Below are 19,201 nucleotides of genomic sequence, written 5' to 3'. Positions count from 1 at the left end.
GCCGCCTAGCGGTGGAAGGTCCAGAGCAGGCTTTCGCTGAGCTCCCGCAGCGCCTCCGCGGAATCCGGCCGCTCGCGCGCCACGGCTGCGATCAGCGCGTCGGCCAGCGCGAAGATCGCGGTCGGCGAATTCGGCAGGAGATGGCTCCGCGAGGGCGCGAAGAGCGTGACATCCGCGATGGCCGCCAGCGGCGAGGTCGCCCCGTCGGTGAGGGCCAGCACGGAGGCGCCGCGCTTCTTGGCAAAGCCGGCGAGGTCGAGTGTCGCGCGCGAATAGCGCTGCATCGAGATCGCCACGACGAGGTCGTCCGGTCGCGCTGAGAGCATGTGTCGGATCGCCCGTTCGGGCCCCGTCCGCGAGGAGGCGAAGTTGACGTCGGCATCGAGATAGAGCGCCAACCCGTCCTCGAGGAACCCTGCGATGTGGTGGCTGGCGCCGGAGGCCGCAATGAAGACGCGCGGCGCTTTGGTCAGCAGGGCGACCGCACGCGTCACCGCCGCTTCGTCGAGCCCGTCGCGCGCTGCCTGGAGATTGGCGGACTGGTCGGCCAGGGCGTTGGCGAAGGTGGCGAAGGTCGAGCCCGGCTCCGCCCGCGCCCCGGCGAAGCTGTCCACAGGATCACGCGCAAATTTCAGCGCCGCCGAAAGCGCGGCCCTGAACTCGCCATAGCCGCCATAGCCCAGCGCCCTCACGAAGCGGGTAACGGTGGCGTTCGAGGTGCCGCTGCCCTCGGCCAGCCCCTCGATCGTCATCGTCGCGACGTCGAGCGGATTTTGAAGGACGAAGTCCGCCGCGCGGCGGTGGCCATTGCTGAGCGAGGGGTAGATCTGCGCGATCCGGTTGGAGAGATCCGTCGATGGCTTCAGGCCTTGGGACATGCGCTCGCGCCCGGTTGACGTAAAAAAGTTTTCATGTTTGCTACTGGACGAAAATAAACCTGTCAAAACGGTTTCAGCCGGGAGCAACCGTCATCATGCGCACATTCCTGCTTTCCGCCACCGTCGCCGTCTCCTGCCTGGCCGCATCGGCGGCTAGCGCGCAGACGCTGCGCATCGCGCTCGCCTCCGAGCCCACCGCGGTCGATCCGCACTACCATGACCTGACGCCGAACAACGCGCTGGCCCAGCACATGTTCGAATCGCTGGTCAGCCAGGACGAGCAGCAGAAGCTGCTTCCGGGCCTCGCCGCCTCCTGGGAGAACGACGGCAAGAACCGCTGGACCTTCAAGCTGCGCGACGGCGTCACCTTCTCGAACGGCAAGCCGTTCACGGCCGAAGATGTCGTCTTCACCTTCTGCCGCACGCTGAAGAACGAGACCAAGGTCTCCGATTCCTTCGCCGACGTGACCGGCAATTTCGCCTCCGTCGAGACGCCGGATGCCAGGACGCTGGTGATCAACACCAAGGAGCCGGAGCCGCTGCTGCCGAACCTGCTTTCGGCGCTCGGCATCCTCTCGGCCTCGATCGTCGAACATGGCCCCATCAGCTACGACGTCGCCAAGAATTGCGGTGTCACCGGCCCCTGGCCGACGGTGACCGGCTTCAACGACGGCAGCCTCGCCATCGGCACCGGCCCCTACAAGCTGAAGTCCTATGTCCGCGGTTCCGCCATCGAGCTCGAGCGCAACCCGACCTATTGGGGCAAGGCCGAGCCCTGGGCCACCGTGCGCCTGCTGCCGGTGACCAATGCCGGCCCGCGCCTGGCCGGCCTGCTCGCGGGCGACTACGACGTGATCGAGAACCCTGCCGCGCGCGACCTCGGCCGCATCAAGGGCGACAAGCGCTTTGATCACGTCATCACGCCCTCGACCCGCGTGATCTATTTCCAGCTCGACGTCGCCCGCGACCAGAGCCCCTTCGTCAAGGCCGAGGACGGCAAGAACCCGCTGAAGGACGTCCGCGTCCGCAAGGCGATGTCGCTCGCCATCGACCGCGACGCCATCGTCAAGCGCCTCATGGATGGCGCGGCGGAGCCTGCCTATCAGTACCTGCCGACCGGCATGTTCGGCACCCAGGCCAATCCCGAGAAGCTGGCCTATGACCCCGCGCAGGCGAAGAAGCTGCTGGCCGAGGCCGGTTATCCCAACGGCTTCCAGGTCACGCTCTCGACGACCAATGACCGCTACATCAACGACAGCCAGATCACGCAGGCCGTGGCGCAATATCTGACGCAGGTCGGCATCAAGGCCGAGGTCGATGCGATGACCCGCGCGATCTACTTCCCGCGCCGGGCCAAGAAGGAGTTTTCGGTCGCGATCGGCGGCTGGGGCTCGGGCACCGGCGAGGCGGCCTCCTTCCTGCGCCAGTGGCCGCCGACCCCCAACGAGACCAAGACGCTCGGCGGCTCGAACTATGGCGGCTACAAGAACGACAAGTTCGACACCGTCATCCGCGAGGCCGTGACGACGCTGGACGACGCCAAGCGGGCAGACCTGCTGCAGGAGGCCGGCAAGCTGGTGCTGGCCGACCACGCCTTCATCCCGCTGCACTTCGAGAGCGGCGTCTGGGCCTTCAAGTCCGACCTCGACCTCAAGGGCCGCGCCGACCAGCTCATGCTGGCGATGTCGGTGAAGCCGAAGGCGAAGTGACCGCCACAGACGCGACAGGCCGGGCCGCACCGTTGCGGCCCGTGCCGACAAGCGGAGCCGCTCGCGCGCCATGACCGCCTATGTCCTCCAGCGGCTGATCCAGAGCATCTTCGTGCTGCTCGCGGTCTCGGTCGTCGTCTTCTTCGCCGTCTACGGCATCGGAGATCCGATCGAGCTGCTTGTGTCGCCTTCCGCCAGCGCGGCCGAACGCGAGTCGCTGATCCGGCGGCTCGGCCTCGATCTCCCAGTCTGGCAGCAATATTTCGTCTTCATCGGCAATGCGCTGAAGGGCGATCTCGGCCGCTCCTTCGTCCATGGCGTCCCGGCGATCGAACTCATCCTGGCGCGGCTGCCCGCAACATTCGAGCTCGTGCTGCTCGCGATGACGCTGGCGATCGCCTTGGGCGTTCCGCTCGGCCTCTATGCAGGGCTCGACCGGGACAGCCGCGGCGCGCGCATCATCATGGGCGGCACGGTGCTGGGCTATTCGCTGCCGAGCTTCTGGAAAGGCATGATGCTGATCCTGCTCTTTGCCGTGGTGCTGGGCTGGCTCCCGACCGCCGGGCGTGGCGAGACCGTGACCGTGCTCGGCATCCGCACCAGCCTGCTGACCTGGGACGGGCTGAGCCATCTGGCGCTGCCGGCGGTCAACCTCGCCATCCCCAACATGGCGCTGATGATCCGCCTCGTTGCCGCTGGCACGAGCGAGGCGATGACGCAGGATTACGTGAAATACGCCCGCGCCAAGGGCGTTAAGCCGCGCCGGATCGTCGGCCGGCATGTCCTGCGCAACATCCTGATCCCGATCGTTACCGTCGTCGGCATCGAGTTCGGCAGCCTCGTCGCCTTCTCGACCATCACCGAGACCGTCTTCGCCTGGCCGGGCATGGGCAAGCTGCTGATCGACTCGGTCTATCAGCTCGATCGCCCGGTGGTCGTCGCCTATGTGCTGCTGGCGACGCTGCTCTTCGTCACCGTGAACTTCCTCGTCGACATCCTCTACGCCGCGCTCGACCCGCGGGTGAAGCTGACGGGAGAGGCGGCATGAGCGCGACGACCAGAGCGCCAGCCGTCCCGCCCGAGGCCGACACGACGCTGCGCGCGACCGTGCTGCGCCGCATCCGCAGCCGTCCGACGACGCGCGGCGCCGCCATCCTGCTCGCGATCATGGTCGGGCTGGCGCTGCTCGGCCCGATGATCGCGCCGCAGAACCCGCACGACCTCGCCGCGCTGAGCGTGATGGACAACCGTCTGCCGCCCGGCGAGGCCGGCATGAACGGCATGACCTATTGGCTCGGCACCGATTCCCAGGGCCGCGACATGCTGAGCGCCATCCTCTACGGCCTGCGCACCAGCCTGATGGTCGGGCTCACAGCCACGCTAGGCGCGCTCGTCATCGGCATCTCTGCCGGGCTCCTGGCGGCGCAGTTCGGCGGCTTTGTCGATGCGCTGATCATGCGCATCGTCGACTTCATGCTCGGCTTTCCCTCGATCCTGATCGCGCTTGTGTTGCTGGCCTCAATCGGACGCGGCGTGGACAAGGTCATCCTCGCCATCGTGCTGGTGCAATGGGCGCAATATGCCCGGCTGATGCGCGCCTCCGCGCTGGTCGAGCGGCGCAAGGAATACATCGAGGCGGCGCTGAATTTCGGCCTGCCGACGCGCCACATCATGCTCGCGCATCTGCTGCCGAACTCCGTCGGCTCGGTTTTGGTCGTCGCCTCGATCAGCATCGCAAGCGCGATCACGCTGGAAGCGACGCTCTCCTTCCTCGGCGTCGGCGTGCCGGTGACGCAGCCCTCGCTCGGCCTGCTCATCGCAAACGGCTTCGAGTTCCTGCTCTCGGGCGAATACTGGATCGCGGTGTTCCCCGGCATCGCGCTGGTGCTGCTGATCGTCTCGCTGAACCTCGTCGGTGACCGCATGCGCCGCAGCTTCAACGTGCGCTCATGACCGAACCCCTGCTCGAGGTCCGCGGCCTGCGGACGGTGTTCCACGCGCTCGATGGCGCCTGGCCGGCGGTCGACGGGGTCGATCTCGCCATCGCGCGCGGCGAGGTGCTGGGCCTGGTCGGCGAATCCGGTTCCGGCAAGTCGGTGACCGGCTTCTCGCTGGTGCGGCTGATCGATCCACCGGGGGAGATCGTCGCCGGCACGATCCGCTTCGCGGGGGAGGATATCAGGGCGGCATCCGAGGAGCGCCTGCGCGCGCTGCGCGGCGACCGCATCGCGATGATCTTCCAGGACCCGCTGATGACGCTGAATCCCGTACTCAGCATCGGCGAGCAGATGAGCGAGGCGATCCTCGAGCATCGCGATATCGGCCGGCGCGCGGCGCTCGACGAGGCGGCCGCGGCGCTGGGCCGCGTCGGCATCTCCTCGCCGCAGGCGCGGCTGAAGCAGTTCCCGCACGAGTTCTCCGGCGGAATGCGCCAGCGCGTCGCGATTGCGACCGCATTGCTCAACGCGCCCGACCTGATCATCGCCGACGAGCCGACGACGGCGCTCGACGTCACCATCCAGAGCCAGATCCTGTTCGAGGTGCAGAAGCTCGCCCGCGAGGCCGGCACCGCCGTGCTCTGGATCACCCATGACCTTGCCGTCGTGGCTGAACTCGCCGACCGTGTGGCGGTGATGTATGCCGGCCGCATCGTCGAAATCGGGCCGGTCGATGCGGTTCTCGACGCGCCGCGGCACCCCTATACACTCGGGCTCTTGAACTCGTCTGCGACGCTGGTCGCGCCCGGCGGGCGCCTCAACCAGATCGACGGCGTGGCGCCGCGCATCGACGACCGGCCGAGCGGCTGCCCCTTCCGCCCGCGCTGCCCGAACGCTCTGCCGCTCTGTGCCGAGCGCGATCCCGGCCCGACGGAGGAGGGGGCGCAGACCTATCGCTGCCACAACCCCATGCCGAAGGGAGACGCCGCATGAGCGCGCCAATCCTCGAGCAGCCGATCCTTGAGCTGAAGGGCATCACCCGGCATTTCCGCCGCAGCCCGACGCTGGCCGAACGCATCCTGATGGCGACCGGGCGGGGCAAGCCGCCGCCGGTGCTGCGCGCCGTCGACGGGGTCGACCTCACCGTCGCACGCGGCGAGGTGCTCGGCCTCGTCGGCGAGTCCGGCTGCGGCAAGTCCACGCTCGCCCGCGTCGTCACCGGCATCCTGCCGCCGACCTCCGGCGAGGTCGTCTATGATCAGCGCAAGGTGGCGGGGCTGAAGGGCAGGGACCGTCTGGACTACCTGCTCAAGGTCCAGATGATCTTCCAGGACCCTTATGCCTCGCTCGATCCGCGCATGAAGGTCTCCCGCATCGTCGGCGAGGCGCTGAGCCTGCACAAGCTGGTGCCGAAGGGCCAGATCGACGAAGCCGTTGACCGCGCCCTGACCGAGGTCGGGCTCGATACCGCCTATCGCGAGCGCTACCCGCACCAGTTCTCGGGCGGCCAGCGCCAGCGCATCGGTATCGCCCGGGCGCTCGCGGTGAAGCCCGACTTCCTCGTCTGCGACGAGCCGGTCTCGGCGCTGGACGTCTCGATCCAGGCCCAGGTCATCAACCTGTTCATGGATGTGCGCGCCCGCCACGGCCTGACCTATCTCTTCGTCAGCCACGATCTCGGCCTCGTCCGCCATATCAGCGACCGCGTCGCCATCATGTATCTCGGCCGCATCGTCGAGATCGGCCCTGCGGCCGAGGTCTTCGCGTCGCCGGCACACCCCTACAGTGCGGCCCTGATCGCGGCGATCCCCTCCGCCGCGCGGCGCAAGCAGGCCTTCAAGCCGCTGGGGGGCGAGTTGCCGTCGCCGCTGGCGCCGCCGCCCGGCTGCCCTTTCCATCCCCGCTGCCCGCAGGCGATGGCGGTCTGCCGCGAGATCAGGCCGCCTCTGGCCGAGATCGCGCCCGGCCGCAGCGCCGCCTGTCATCTGCACACGGCTCCGGAGGCCGCATGACCACCGCCACGCTGAACCCACCCCTCGGCCGCTGCGCGCTGCCCTTCGTCGATGCCTGCCATCCGGACCGGCCGCTCGCGGTCAATCTCTACCGGCCTGAGCGTTACCGGCCCAACGATCCCGTCGTCGTCGTCCAGCATGGCATGATGCGCAATGGCGACGACTACCGCGATTTCTGGATCGATGCGGCCGAGAAGCACAACCTCCTGATCGTCGCGCCGACCTTTCCCGACGCTGCATTCCCCAAGGCCGAGGGCTATAACAACGGGCTCGTGGTCGCGCCCGACGGCGCGGTCGCGCCGCGTGAGGACTGGCTCTATGCCGTGCCCCTGCGCGTGCTCGACGCTCTGCGCGCCGGCGGCGTCATCGACACGCCCGTCATCCGGATCTTCGGCCACTCGGCCGGCGGCCAGTTCGTCCATCGCATGCTGGCGACGCAGGGCCTTGGTCCCTTCGAGGCGGCTATTGCCGCCAACTCCGGCTGGTACACGCTGCCGGCGCTCGACGCGCCCTTCCCGGAAGGACTGGGCGGACTCGGGCTCGACGAGGCAGCGCTGCTGCGCTGGCTTGCCTCGCCGATGATCATCCTGGCCGGCGGCCGCGACATCGCCACCGACGATTCCAACCTCCCGTCCCAGCCCGAGGCACTGGCCCAGGGGCCGCACCGTTTCGCCCGGTCGCATCGCATGATCGCGCTCGGGCGGGCCGAAGCCCAGCGCCGCGGCGCCCCCTGCAACTGGGTCCATATCGAGGTGCCCGGCATCGGCCACGACGGCGAGGCGATGTCCCACGCCGCCGCGGCCTACTGGTTCGAGGGCCGCATTCCCACGGCGGCCGCGGCAGGCGCGAGCGGCAAGGTCGTCGCCTGAGGCCCGCATGCCATCGGCGCTGTGCCGGCTCACGATGAGCGGGCGGTGGCGGGACCAGCGCGCGTTGCCGATCGGGGCGGTGGGCAACCTGCGCGACGGCTTGTGCGCGGCTTCGATTTCGCGCCATATCGGCCCGACGACAGCGCAGCCCCTGTGCCGGCAAAGCTTGGCATGGGTTGCAGGCCGGATGACGCATGGTTTCTGTTGAGCTGAAAGCGGTTTCGAAGAGCTGGGGCGGCGCCGCGGCGGTCGATGAGGTCAGCTTCACCGTAGCGGGCGGCCAGCTCGTCGCGTTGCTCGGGCCCTCCGGCTGCGGCAAGTCGACGACGCTGCGGCTGGTCGCCGGGCTGGAGGAAACCAGCAGCGGCACGATCCTGATCGGCGGGCGCGACGTCACACGGGCACCGCCCTCCGGGCGCGGCATCGCGATGGTGTTCCAGAACTACGCGCTGTTCCCGCATCTTTCGGTGGCGCAGAACATCACCTTCGGGCTCGACGTTCGCAAGGTCGCCCGCGCCGAGCGCGACCGCCGGCTGGCGCGGGCCGCCGAGATCCTTGGCCTGGGCTCGTTGCTCGACCGCAAGCCCTCCCAGTTGTCGGGCGGCCAGCAGCAGCGCGTGGCGCTGGGCCGGGCCATCGTGGCCGAGGCGCCGGTCTGCCTGATGGACGAGCCGCTCTCGAATCTCGATGCCCAGCTGCGCGTCGAGATGCGCCGCGAGATCCGCGAGCTGCAGCAGCGGCTCGGCATCACCATGGTCTACGTCACCCACGACCAGGTCGAGGCGATGACCATGGCCGACCAGGTCGTGCTGATGCGCAATGGCCGCATCGAGCAGGACGCCCCGCCCGACGAGATCTACGAGAACCCGGCGAGCGTCTTCGTCGCCCGCTTCGTCGGAACGCCGCCGATGAATGTCGTGCCGCTGCCGGCCATCCTCGCCGCCGGCGGGGCAGGGCTCCTGACCCCGCCGCCGGGCCACGATCCCGCCGGCCTGGCGGTCGGCATCCGCCCGGAGATGACCGATCTGGGCGAGGCCGGCATCGCCGCCGATGTCGTGGCGGTCGAGTATCTCGGCGCCGACACGCTGGTCGAAACCCGCATTGGCGGGCACGGTTTCATCGTTCGGCGCGCCGGCAAGGTACGGACGAAGCCCGGCGAAAAGGTCCACATCACACTGTCGCAATCGGGGCTGCACTGGTTCGACCAGGCGTCCGGGCGCAGAGCGGTTCCAGGGTAAGACCCGTTCACAAGGGTCGGGCGTGCCAGCCACATCGAGAGGGAGAAACAGATGGACAGGCGTGACGTATTGAGCGGCGCTGCGGCGCTCGCGGGATCCTTGGTCCTGCCGGGCCTTGCCCGGGCGCAGGCGGCGACCGAGGTCTCCTTCTTCTATCCGGTCGCCGTCGGCGGGCCGATCACGAAGCTGATCGACACCTACGCCGCGGATTTCGAGAAAGAGAACCCGGCGATCAAGCTGAAGCCGATCTATGCCGGCACCTATCAGGAAACGATCGTCAAGGCGCTGACCGCCCATAAGAGCGGCACGCCGCCGGTGACCTCGGTTCTGCTGTCCACCGACATGTTCACGCTGATCGACGAGGACGCGATCGTGCCCTTCGACAGCTTCATCAAGACTGAGGACGACAAGAAGTGGCTCGCCTCCTTCTTTCCGGCCTTCATGGAAAACAGCCAGACCGGCGGCAAGACCTGGGGCATTCCCTTCCAGCGCTCGACCGTGGTGCTCTACTGGAACAAGGAGCTCTTCAAGGAGGCCGGGCTCGACCCCGAGAAACCGCCGGCGAGCTGGGCCGAGCAGCTCGAATTCGCCCAGAAGCTGACCAAGAAGGACGCTGCCGGCAACGTCACCCAGTGGGGCATCCAGATCCCGTCCTCCGGCTTCCCCTACTGGCTGTTCCAGGGTCTGTCCACGCAGGCTGGCGCGATCCTCGCCAATGCAACGGGCAATGCCACCAACTACGCTGACCCGGGTGTGGTCGAGGCGCTGCAGTACTGGGTCGACCTGGCGCAGAAGCACAAGGTCCATCCCCCCGGCATCGTCGAATGGGGCACCACGCCGAAGGACTTCTTCGAGAAGAAGGTCGCGATGATGTGGACCACCACGGGCAACCTCACCAATGTCCGCGGCAACGCCAAGTTCCCCTTCGGCGTCGCCATGCTGCCCGCCGGCAAGCGCCGTGGCAGCCCCACCGGCGGTGGTAATTTCTACCTCTCGAAGAAGGCGACGCCCGCCCAGCAGGAAGCCGCCTTCAAGTTCATCCGCTGGATCACGACGCCCGAGCGCGCCGCGCAGTGGGGCATCGACACCGGCTATGTCGCGATCTCGCCGGCGGCCTATGAGACGGCGGCGATGAAAGCCTATGCCGCCGACTTCCCGCCTGCGCTCGTGGCGCGCGACCAGCTTCCGCATGCGGTGGCCGAGCTCTCGACCCATGAGAACCAGCGCGTCACCAAGGCGCTCAATGACGGGCTGCAGGCCGCGCTGACCGGGACGAAGCCGCCCCAGAAGGCGATGGAGGACGCGCAGGCCGAGGCCGAGCGCATCCTGAAGCCCTATCGCTGAGAGACGGGATCCGCCTTGCGATGAATGCGCGCGCGACCGCCACGGTCCATGGCTGGCTGCTTCTGCTGCCGGCCATGGCCTGTCTGGCTCTGTTCACGCACTGGCCGGCGGTCGCGAGCCTCATCGAGAGCTTCTACTCGACACCAAAAGCGCGCCGCCCGGCGCGCTTCGTCGGGCTCGACAATTACGAGCAACTCCTCGCCGATCCGATCTTCTGGAAGGCGATGTCGAACAATCTCTGGTTCGCGCTTGGCACCATCCCGACCTCGATCGCACTCGCCTTGCTGATGGCGGTCTGGGTCAACGACAAGATCGTGGGGCGGACCTGGGTGCGGATGGCGTTCTTCACGCCGACGATCCTGCCGATGATCGCGGTCGCCAACATCTGGCTGTTCTTCTTCACGCCGCAATACGGGCTGCTGGAGCAGGTCGTCGGCGCCTTCGGCGGGCGCAGCACCAATTGGCTGGGCTCGCAGGATACGGCGCTCACCGCGATCACGATCGTCGCGATCTGGAAGGAAGCCGGCTTCTTCATGATCTTCTATCTGGCGGCGCTGCAGGCCCTGCCGCCCAGCCTCAGTGAGGCGGCGGCGATCGAAGGCGCCTCGCGCTGGACCTACTTCCGGCGCATCCAGTTTCCGCTGCTGATGCCGACGACGCTCTTCGTGCTGATCAATGCGGTGATCAACGCCTTCCGCATGGTCGACCACATCTTCGTCATGACCCGCGGCGGACCGGACAACGCGACGACGCTGCTGCTGTTCTACATTTACCAGGTCGGCTTCAGCTTCTGGGATACGGCCTATGCGGCGACGCTGACCTGCGTGCTGCTGGCGCTGCTCGCGCTGGTCGCCTTCGTCCAGTACGGCTTCCTCGAGCGCAGGACGCATTATCGATGAGCGCGCCTGCCCCCCAGCCGGTCGTCACCGCGGCGCGCTCGGACCCCTACGCCCCCAAGGGCCTGGCGCTGACGCTGGAATCGACAGGGGCGATCCTGCTCGCGCTGCTCTGGGTGCTGCCGCTGGCCTATGCCGTCTGGGCGGCGATCCATCCCGCCGAGTACACCACCCGCTTCGTGCTGACCGCGCCGCTGACGCTCGACAACTTCACCCGCGCCTGGGCGGCGGCGCCCTTCGCGCGCTATTTCCTCAACACCTTCATCCTGGTGACGATGATCCTCGCCTTCCAGCTCGTGCTGGGGACGTTGGCGGCCTATGCGCTGGCGCGGCAGGATTTCTGGGGCCGCGACATCGCCTTCGCGCTGATCCTGGCGCAGCTGATGATCATGCCCGATGCGCTGATCGTCGAGAACTACCGCACACTCGCCCGCTTCGAGCTGATCGATACCATCCCCGCCATCGCGCTGCCCTACATCGCCTCGGCTTTCGGCATCTTCCTGCTGCGCCAGACCTTCAAGACCGTGCCCAAGGAACTGGACGACGCCGCCCGCGTCGAGGGCGCGAGCCCGCTTCAGGTGCTGATGAAGGTCTATGTCCCGCTCGCGAAGCCGACCTACATCGCTTATGGGCTTGTCTCGGTCAGCTACCACTGGAACAACTTCCTCTGGCCGCTGCTGGTGACAAACTCGGTCGAGTCGCGCCCGCTGACGGTGGGCCTGCAGGTGTTCTCGTCGAGCGACCAGGGCATCGACTGGGCGGTGATCTGTGCCGCGACCCTGATGACCTCGGCGCCGCTGCTCGTCGGCTTCCTGCTTTTCCAGCGCCAGTTCGTGCAGAGCTTCATGCGCGCCGGCATCAAGTGACGAAGGCCCCGCCACGATGAAGCTGATCGGATGAGGCTGATTACCTGGAACATCCAGTGGGCGCGCGGGACGGACGATCGCGTCGATCCCCGCCGCATCATCGAGCACGCGCGGGCCATGGCCGATTTCGACGTGCTCTGCCTGCAGGAGGTCGCGGCGAACTTCCCCGATCTCGACGGCAATGACGACACTGACCAGTTCGCGCTGTTTGCGCAGATGCTGCCGGGCTTCACCGCGATCGAGGGAATCGGCGTCGATGTCGACGACGGGCAGGGTGGGCGCAAGCGCTTCGGCAACCTGATCCTGAGCCGCTACAGGGTGGCGCAGGCGCTGCGCCACCTCCTGCCCTGGGAGGCCGCAGAGACGCGCAACATGCCGCGCGTGCTGGTCGAGGCGGTGGCGCAGACGCCACTAGGGCCGGTCCGGCTGATGACGACGCATCTGGAATACTCGTCTCCAGTCCTGCGCGCGGCCCAGGTCGAAGGCATCCGTGAGGCGCATCGCATGGCCGCGTCCCGCGCCCGCACGCCACGCGCTCCGGGCCCGCACACCTATGCACCGACGCCCAACACGTCGAGCGCGATCCTGACCGGCGATTTCAACATGCGGCAGGACGATCCCGCCTTGGCGCGGCTGATGGCGCCCTTCGACGACGGCACGCCACCGCTGCGCGATCTCTGGACCGCCGTGATGGGGGATGCGCCACCGCCCCCGACCGCCTTCATCGTCGACCAGACCTATGGCCCGCCGGGCTGCCTCGACTATGTGCTGGCGACCCCCGATCTTGCAGCCCGTGCCCGCCGGATCGTCTGCGATGTCGACACGCGTGCCTCCGACCACCAGCCGATCCTGGTCGAGTTCGATGTCGGCTGACGGTCGGCCCGGGACAGCGCGATGATGTTTTCGCGGCGCGATCTCGAACGCCTTAACGGCATCCTCGCCTCGGCGGCACGCCGCGAGATCATGCCACGCTTTCGCAAGCTCGCCGCCGGTGACGTGCGCGAGAAGGCGGCGCCGGGCGATCTCGTGACGGAGGCTGACGAGGCGGCCGAGCGTTTCATTTTCGCCGAGCTCGAGCGGGCCTTCCCCGGCGCGCTGCTCGTCGGCGAGGAGGCCGCGACGCGCGACCCGGCCGTGCTGGGGCGTCTCGCGGAGGCGGAGCTCGCCTTCGTGATCGATCCGGTCGACGGCACGCTGAATTACGCTTCCGACCTGCCGCTCTTCGCGGTCATGGCCGCCGCCATCGTCAGGGGCGAGACCGCGGGAGCGGTGATCCACGACCCCGTCCTGAACGACAGCGCGCTCGCGTTGCGGGGTGAGGGGGCGTGGCTGGAGGGCTTAGCGGGCACGTCCCGCGATCTGCGCGTCGGCAGGCCGGTGGCCGTGGCGGCGATGAACGGCATGGCGAGCTGGCAGTATTTTCCCGAGCCGCTGCGCAGCGCGCTGCCGGCCCGCTTCCCTGCCTTCGCCGGCGTGGCGTCGCTGCGCTGCTGCGGCCAGGAATACCGCCTCGCTGCCTCCGGCCGCTGCGACTTCCTGCTCTATGGCGGCCTGAACCCCTGGGACCACGCGCCCGGCGTGCTGCTGTTCAGCGAGGCCGGCGGCCATGCCCGCATGCTCGACGGCGGGCTGTACCGGCCCGGCAAGCCTTCGACAGGGCTGCTCTGCGCGCCCGACGCCGAGAGCTGGCGGTTGATCCGGGAGAGGCTTGTCGGCTGACCGCTGCGTGTTAGCCACCGACGGCCGGCCAATTCAAAAGCTCACCCTGATCTGGCCCATACCGCTGTATTGCCCGCCCCGGGCGGAGACTTCCCTGTCGCCGCGCAGGCCGATCGCGATGCGCTCGGAGAGCCGCATGCCGACCCGGCCCGAGTCCTCGGTGCGAGCCGCCCCGCCCGACGCTGCCCCCCCACAGCGCAAGGCGAGGTGCTTCGAGACGGGAGGTGCCCGCCGGCTCCGCGATTACGGTGGTGGAGCCTGCGGCGTATCCCGCCAAGCCCGGACCCGTGATGCCCGACCGGAGGCGCGAGGCCGAGCCCCCCCTCCAGCATCGTCCCGAGGAACCGCCCGGCAGAACGCAGGCCAACCGCCGAGGCAGCGGTATGGATTCTCGGGCCGCTTCATTGACCGGGATCGACGGTCAGCTGACCAGTCCAAAGCTTGCACCGATCTCGGTCTCATCCGGAGACCGCGTCGCGGGTTGTTTCAGGGCCGAGGTGGTAAGAGGCACGCGACGTGCCCGGTCCGGGTCACCTGGCCCGGTTCAGCGCCCTAAGCCGAGCGGTCGGCGGGGCGCCGGGTTCGCCGGATCAGTGTCAAGGCGCGCAGGTCGTGGATGACCTTGGCCGTCGCCACCAGCACCAGCAGGCAGAATACCGCCTTCGACAGCGGCTCCATCGTCCCATCGACCAGCCAGGCGTGAAGGACGCTGCCGAGGACGATCACGACCGCGAGAACGGTGTGGGCGAGGCGCCATGTCCTCGGGGCCAGGCGAAAGCGCGCCCGCCACGCCGCGAGCGCAGCCGAGGCGAAGACCGCCCACATCGCGACCACGCCCCAGACCGAGAAGGGCGTCGGCGAGGCGAAGAGCAGCGCGTCGATGACATCCGGCGGGCTGGTGAGCCACAGCCCCGCGACATGGAGAAGGATCAACGCGACCAAAACAGCGCCCAGCCAGGCGTGGACAGGGCGGCCGCGCCGGGCCGGCAGAGCGGGCAAGTAGCCGCCCGCCAGCAAGGGCTGAACCAGCAGCAGTGCGAGCGCAAGAATCCCCGCGAAGCCGGACGCGATATAGACGGCGTCGCGCCAGGCGAGCAGAGGGCTTGCAGCCGCAAGCGCGATCGGCACCGCCACGACAAGGGCGAGCATGCCCCAGATCAGAGGCCCCCGAAGCGCGGGCAAGCCGCTCAAGCCGGCTGCAGCACGAAATGCGCGCTGAGGCTGGTGTCGCGCGCGCGGGCCATCACCGGCCGCAGGAAGACCGTCTTGAAGCCGTCCCCCTCATAGGCGAGATGGCCATGCGCCTGTCCGAAGGCCGGGATGATCTGGGGCATTTCCAGCCGGAAGGTTCCGTCGGCACCGGTGAGCGTGGCGCCGTGGCTGCGCGCGTCGTTCTCGCGCCCCTCGGTGGTATGGGCCCAGACCTGGATCCGCACGCCGGGCAGGGGCGCGCCGTCGCCGGCACGACGCACCGTCCCCGTCATCCAGAAGCCGCCGCCGCCGATGCGGCTGACGACCGGCGCGCCGGGGATGTAGTTGTTGGCGCCGCCCGGCATCGTCGGCGTGGCGGCGAGGCCCTGCGCCTGGGCAGGCAGCAGCAGGCCGGGCGCTCCCGTCAGAAGCGCCGCACCGGCGAGGGCGGAACCGCTGGTGAGAAAGGCGCGGCGGGTCGATCGATCATGGCTCAACGCAGCGTCTCCTTGATGGCTCGGCCATCGATGCTGGGGCGGTCAACGGGCGCGGGGCGACGCATTGGCTTGCCGGCGCACCGGGCTCAACTGCTGACCCATAAAGGGCGCCATCGGCGGGCAGGCAAGAGCGCAGGCGCTCGCAGGACGAGGGCTACCACCTGAAGCCGGCGCATCAAGAAAATGATTTATGTGATAGATTTCAGAGATTTGAGACGTTCTTCTCACAAGTCACATCTGGGATCGCGGCTCTTCACGAATTCGCGCCTGCCTGTCCCGCGCCGTGCCGCAGCGCGTCCACGATCACCTTGAAGGCGGGCAGGCTCTGCCTGCGGCTGGGATAGTAGATGTAGTAGCCCGGAAAGGGCGGCGACCACGTCTCGAGCACGGGAATCAGCGCGCCGGCGGCGATCAGCCCGGCGACGAGATCCTCCGGCACATAGGCGATGCCATAGCCGCTCAAGGCCGCATCGATCATCGCCACCGAGGTGTTGAAGGTGAGCTGCCCGTCGACCCGCACGCGGACCTCCTGCCCGTCCTTCTCGAATTCCCAGGCATAGAGCCCGCCGGCCCGCGACTGGCGCATGTTGATGCAGTTATGCGCGACGAGTTCGTTGGGATGCTGCGGCGGCGGGTTGGCGGCCAGATAGGCCGGCGATGCGACGGCCAGAAGCCGCCAGTCCGGCCCGATCCGGACGGCGATCATGTCCTTCTCCACGCTCTCGCCGAGGCGGATGCCGGCATCGAACTGGTCCTCGACGATGTTGCGAAGCCCGTTGTCGATGCTGAACTCCACCTTGATGTCCGGATAGGCGGCCAGCACCGGCTTCAGCTTCGGCCAGACGAGGCCGCTCAGGGCATGATCGGACAGGGTGAGCCGGACGGTGCCGGCAGGCCTGTCGCGGTAGCTCATCAGCGCCGCGATCTCGGCGTCGATCTCGGCAATGCGCGGCGCCAGCGACTGGCGCAGCGTCTCGCCCGCCTCGGTCGTCGCGACCGAGCGCGTGGTGCGCGCCAGCAGGCGAATGCCCATGCGCGTCTCGAGTTTCTTGATCGTGTGGCTCAGCGTCGACTGGGTGATGCCGAGCTTGGCGGCCGCGCGCGTGAAGCTGCGCTCCTCGGCCACGGCAAGGAACCAGAGCAGGTCGTTGAAATCCTGGCGGGCCATGCGCGTCGTCTCCGGCTCGGGCCATTCATGGGCTGGGTCGATATATGTATGCGGATTTCCGCCAGTAACGGGTCGCGCCGCTAACTCCTATTTTGGAAGCCATCCAATCGAGAGGGGGACCATGCGGAGCATGCCGCGTCCTCCCGCAGGAGATGGCCATGGAACTGACGATCAACGGATCGAAACAGCGCGTCGATGTCGAGCCCGACACCCCGCTGCTCTGGGTGCTGCGCGACGAGCTCGGCCTTACCGGAACGAAATATGGCTGCGGCGCAGCGCAATGCGGTGCCTGTACGGTCCTCGTCGATGGTCAGGCGACGCGCTCCTGCGTCACGCCTGTCGAGAGCGTGGCAGGGTCGGCGATCACCACGATCGAATCCGTCGAGGCCGATCCGGTGGGCCGCCGCGTCGTCGAGGCCTGGGTGGCGCATCAGGTGCCGCAATGCGGCTATTGCCAGTCGGGCCAGGTCATGGCCGCAACCGCGCTGCTGAAGCAGACCCCGCAGCCCAGCGAGGCCGACATCGCGGGTGCCATGATCAATCTCTGCCGCTGCGGCACCTACAACGCCATCGCCGCGGCCGTCCGCGACGCGGCACGCGGTTGAGGGAGAGGGTCATGAACGCTCCATTCGCCACGCCTGTCCTCCCCTTCAAGCCCTCGCGCCGTGGCCTGCTCGGGGGGATGGGCGCGCTCGTCCTCGGCATCGCGCTGCCGACCGGCGGCTCCCGGGCCCAGAACGCCGCCGCCGGCATCAAGCCCGGCACGCGCGTCAGCGCCTTCCTCGAAATCCGTCCCGACAGCACCGTGTTGTTCCGCAGCCCCTTCATCGAGGGCGGGCAGGGCGTCTTCACCGCCATGGCGCAGATCGTCGGCGAGGAGCTGGACGTCGAGCCGACGCGCTTCGTCATCGAGGGCGCCCCTCCCGGTCCGGACTATCTGCTGATCGACGGCGCCCGCTTCACCGGCGGCAGCATGTCGGTGCGCAAGAGCTATGAGACGATGCGCCGGCTCGGGGCCTCAGCCCGCGCCATGCTGATCCAGGCAGCGGCGGCGCAGTGGAAGGTGCCCGTCGCCTCGCTCTCGACCGAGCGCGGCCGCGTCGTCCACAAGGCCAGCGCCCGCAGCCTCGCCTATGGCGATCTCGCGAAGGCTGCGGCGGCGCTGCCCGTGCCGGCGCAGGTCTCGCTGCGCCGCGAGGCGGATTTCCGCTGGATCGGCAAGCCGGTGCCGCGCCTCGATGTGCGCGACAAGTCCACCGGCAAGGCGCGCTACGCCATCGATCTGAAGGTCGAGGGCATGGTCCATGCGGCGGTTCAGCATGCCAGCCGCCTCGGGCTCGACCCGGCCGCAATCGCCAACGAGGCCGACGTCCGGGCGATGCCGGGCGTACAGTCGATCCACCGTCTGCCAGGTGCGGTCGCCGTCGTCGCCAGCAGCTGGTGGCGCGCGCGCCGCGCCGTCGAGACGCTCCAGGTCACCTGGGCGGACACCAACACGGCCAAGGCCCGCCTGATGCCGGCGAGCTTCTCCTCGGAAGGCCATCGCGCGACGCTGATGGCTGCGGCCGGCGAGGGGATCGCCTTCGAGACGGCAAGTGACGCGACTGCATCGCTCGCCCGCGCGAAAACCGTCGTCGAGGCGACCTTCGACGCGCCCTATCTCGCCCATGCCCAGCTCGAGCCGCCCTCGGCCATCGCGCGCTTCAGGCCGGACGGCTCTCTCGAACTCTGGCTGCCCAACCAGGCGCCCGAGATGTTCCAGGCCGACGCCGCAAGGGTCGCCGGGCTGACGCCGGACAAGGTGACGATCCATTCCCCGGTGCTCGGCGGCTTCTTCGGCCGGCATTTCCTCTACCAGGCGGCGGGGCCCTACGCGCAGGCGATCCTGCTGGCCAAGGCGGTCGGCAAGCCGGTCAAGCTGATCTGGAGCCGCGAGGAGGAGTTCCTGCGCGATGCGGTCCGGCCGATGAGCGTGGCCCGCTTCAAGGCCGGGCTCGACGAAAACGGGCTGCCGGTGGCGCTGCAGGCCGTGGCGATCGGGGAGGGGCCGGTCAGCCGCTGGTTCGGCGGCGAGCCCGGCAAGGCCGACCCCTCGGCCGTCGAGGGCATCGCCGGCAAGCCCTATGCGATCGCGAACCGGCGCGTCGGCCAGATCCATGTCGACGATCCCGCGATCATCGGCTTCTGGCGTTCGGTCGGCCATTCGATGAACGACTTCTTCTATGAGACGTTCTTCGACGAACTCGCCGATGCGGGCAAGCACGACCCCTACGCGCTCCGGCTGCGCCTGCTCGCGAACAGCCCGCGGCACAAGGCGCTGCTGGAGGCGGTCGGTGACCTGTCGGGCGGCTGGAAGCGCGGCCCCTTCGCGGCCGCCGATGGCAGCCGGCGCGCGCGCGGCGTCGCCATGGCTTCCCCGTTCGGCAGCGAGGTCGCGACGATCGCCGAGGTCTCGCTGAACGGGTCGGACATCGTCGTCCACGATGTCTGGGTTGCGGTCGACCCCGGCAGCATCGTCAACCCGGCGGTGATCGAGGCGCAGGTCCAGTCGGCCGTGGCGCTCGGCCTCTCCTCGGCGCTGCTCGAGGAGGTCGTCTACGAGAACGGTGTGCCCCGCGCGCGCAACTATGACGGCTACCCGATTCTGCCGCCGGACCGCATGCCAAAGGTCCATGTCCGCATCATCGCGAGCGGTGCGCCGATGGGCGGCATCGGCGAGCCCGGTCTCCCCGGTGTCCCGCCGGCGGTCGCCAACGCCGTCGCGGCCCTGACCGGCAAGCGCATCCGCAGCCTGCCGATGTCCAAGTCCGATCTAAAGGCGACGGCCGGGTGAGACTCGGCCGTGGCTAACGCAACGCTCGCCGCGGCCCGGCTTCG

The 19,201-nt window shown here is 68.6% G+C and carries 18 protein-coding genes; 14 read left to right on the top strand and 4 right to left on the bottom strand.

Going from position 1 to position 19,201, the window contains the following annotated elements; genetic code table 11:
- Positions 1-5: 5 nt before the first annotated feature.
- The gene (locus tag ABIE41_RS16720; RefSeq protein ID WP_192641443.1) at positions 6-878 is read right to left on the bottom strand and encodes a MurR/RpiR family transcriptional regulator; all 873 of its coding nucleotides are present in this window, start codon (positions 876-878) and stop codon (positions 6-8) included.
- Between the two features lie 95 nt (positions 879-973).
- Here ABIE41_RS16720 and ABIE41_RS16715 point away from each other — a divergent pair, with 95 nt between their 5' ends.
- The 12 genes from ABIE41_RS16715 (at position 974) to ABIE41_RS16660 (ending at position 13,468) form a co-directional block, all read left to right on the top strand.
- A complete protein-coding gene (locus ABIE41_RS16715; protein ID WP_192641442.1) occupies positions 974-2,587 on the top strand; it encodes an ABC transporter substrate-binding protein in 1,614 nt (537 codons plus the stop codon).
- A 70-nt stretch (positions 2,588-2,657) separates the two neighbouring features.
- A complete protein-coding gene (locus ABIE41_RS16710) occupies positions 2,658-3,635 on the top strand; it encodes an ABC transporter permease (protein WP_192641441.1) in 978 nt (325 codons plus the stop codon).
- The gene (locus ABIE41_RS16705) at positions 3,632-4,540 is read left to right on the top strand and encodes an ABC transporter permease (protein WP_192641440.1); all 909 of its coding nucleotides are present in this window, start codon (positions 3,632-3,634) and stop codon (positions 4,538-4,540) included. The genes ABIE41_RS16710 and ABIE41_RS16705 overlap by 4 nt, the downstream gene beginning before the upstream one ends.
- On the top strand, positions 4,537-5,517 hold the full coding sequence (locus tag ABIE41_RS16700) for an ABC transporter ATP-binding protein (RefSeq protein WP_192641439.1): 981 nt from the start codon (positions 4,537-4,539) through the stop codon (positions 5,515-5,517). The genes ABIE41_RS16705 and ABIE41_RS16700 overlap by 4 nt, the downstream gene beginning before the upstream one ends.
- Positions 5,514-6,536 (top strand): ABC transporter ATP-binding protein, encoded by a 1,023-nt coding sequence (locus tag ABIE41_RS16695; RefSeq protein WP_192641438.1) that lies wholly within the window; start codon positions 5,514-5,516, stop codon positions 6,534-6,536. The genes ABIE41_RS16700 and ABIE41_RS16695 overlap by 4 nt, the downstream gene beginning before the upstream one ends.
- Positions 6,533-7,405, top strand: coding sequence for an alpha/beta hydrolase family protein (locus ABIE41_RS16690; RefSeq protein ID WP_192641437.1), 873 nt, complete (start codon positions 6,533-6,535; stop codon positions 7,403-7,405). The genes ABIE41_RS16695 and ABIE41_RS16690 overlap by 4 nt, the downstream gene beginning before the upstream one ends.
- A 194-nt stretch (positions 7,406-7,599) precedes the next feature.
- Positions 7,600-8,643, top strand: coding sequence for an ABC transporter ATP-binding protein (locus tag ABIE41_RS16685; RefSeq protein ID WP_192641436.1), 1,044 nt, complete (start codon positions 7,600-7,602; stop codon positions 8,641-8,643).
- A 51-nt stretch (positions 8,644-8,694) separates the two neighbouring features.
- The gene (locus ABIE41_RS16680) at positions 8,695-9,987 is read left to right on the top strand and encodes an ABC transporter substrate-binding protein (protein ID WP_192641435.1); all 1,293 of its coding nucleotides are present in this window, start codon (positions 8,695-8,697) and stop codon (positions 9,985-9,987) included.
- Between the two features lie 20 nt (positions 9,988-10,007).
- A complete protein-coding gene (locus tag ABIE41_RS16675; RefSeq protein WP_192641434.1) occupies positions 10,008-10,886 on the top strand; it encodes a carbohydrate ABC transporter permease in 879 nt (292 codons plus the stop codon).
- Positions 10,883-11,749 carry a carbohydrate ABC transporter permease gene (locus ABIE41_RS16670; protein WP_210320821.1) on the top strand — a complete coding sequence of 289 codons (867 nt, stop codon included), beginning with the start codon at positions 10,883-10,885 and terminating at the stop codon, positions 11,747-11,749. The genes ABIE41_RS16675 and ABIE41_RS16670 overlap by 4 nt, the downstream gene beginning before the upstream one ends.
- Positions 11,750-11,779: 30 nt before the next feature.
- Positions 11,780-12,622 (top strand): endonuclease/exonuclease/phosphatase family protein, encoded by an 843-nt coding sequence (locus tag ABIE41_RS16665; protein WP_192641433.1) that lies wholly within the window; start codon positions 11,780-11,782, stop codon positions 12,620-12,622.
- A gap of 21 nt (positions 12,623-12,643) precedes the next feature.
- A complete protein-coding gene (locus ABIE41_RS16660) occupies positions 12,644-13,468 on the top strand; it encodes an inositol monophosphatase family protein (protein ID WP_192641432.1) in 825 nt (274 codons plus the stop codon).
- A 552-nt stretch (positions 13,469-14,020) separates the two neighbouring features.
- Here the strand turns inward: ABIE41_RS16660 and ABIE41_RS16655 are convergent.
- From ABIE41_RS16655 to ABIE41_RS16645, 3 genes are all read right to left on the bottom strand, one after another.
- Positions 14,021-14,617: a ferric reductase-like transmembrane domain-containing protein gene (locus tag ABIE41_RS16655; RefSeq protein ID WP_192641431.1), complete on the bottom strand. Its 597-nt coding sequence runs from the start codon at positions 14,615-14,617 to the stop codon at positions 14,021-14,023.
- Between the two features lie 38 nt (positions 14,618-14,655).
- Entirely contained in the window at positions 14,656-15,156 is a 501-nt protein-coding gene (locus ABIE41_RS16650; protein WP_192641430.1) for a peptidase associated/transthyretin-like domain-containing protein, read from the bottom strand.
- Positions 15,157-15,409: 253 nt separating this feature from the next.
- On the bottom strand, positions 15,410-16,324 hold the full coding sequence (locus ABIE41_RS16645) for a LysR family transcriptional regulator (RefSeq protein WP_192641429.1): 915 nt from the start codon (positions 16,322-16,324) through the stop codon (positions 15,410-15,412).
- Between the two features lie 158 nt (positions 16,325-16,482).
- Here ABIE41_RS16645 and ABIE41_RS16640 point away from each other — a divergent pair, with 158 nt between their 5' ends.
- Both ABIE41_RS16640 and ABIE41_RS16635 read left to right on the top strand, forming a co-directional pair.
- Positions 16,483-16,929 carry a (2Fe-2S)-binding protein gene (locus ABIE41_RS16640; protein WP_192641428.1) on the top strand — a complete coding sequence of 149 codons (447 nt, stop codon included), beginning with the start codon at positions 16,483-16,485 and terminating at the stop codon, positions 16,927-16,929.
- A gap of 11 nt (positions 16,930-16,940) precedes the next feature.
- Positions 16,941-19,157, top strand: coding sequence for a xanthine dehydrogenase family protein molybdopterin-binding subunit (locus ABIE41_RS16635; RefSeq protein WP_192641427.1), 2,217 nt, complete (start codon positions 16,941-16,943; stop codon positions 19,155-19,157).
- Positions 19,158-19,201 lie beyond the last annotated feature (44 nt).

It is taken from the genome of Bosea sp. OAE506 (assembly GCF_040546595.1).
In the GTDB taxonomy this organism is placed as follows: domain Bacteria; phylum Pseudomonadota; class Alphaproteobacteria; order Rhizobiales; family Beijerinckiaceae; genus Allobosea.
This window is presented reverse-complemented; position numbering and strand designations above follow the sequence as displayed.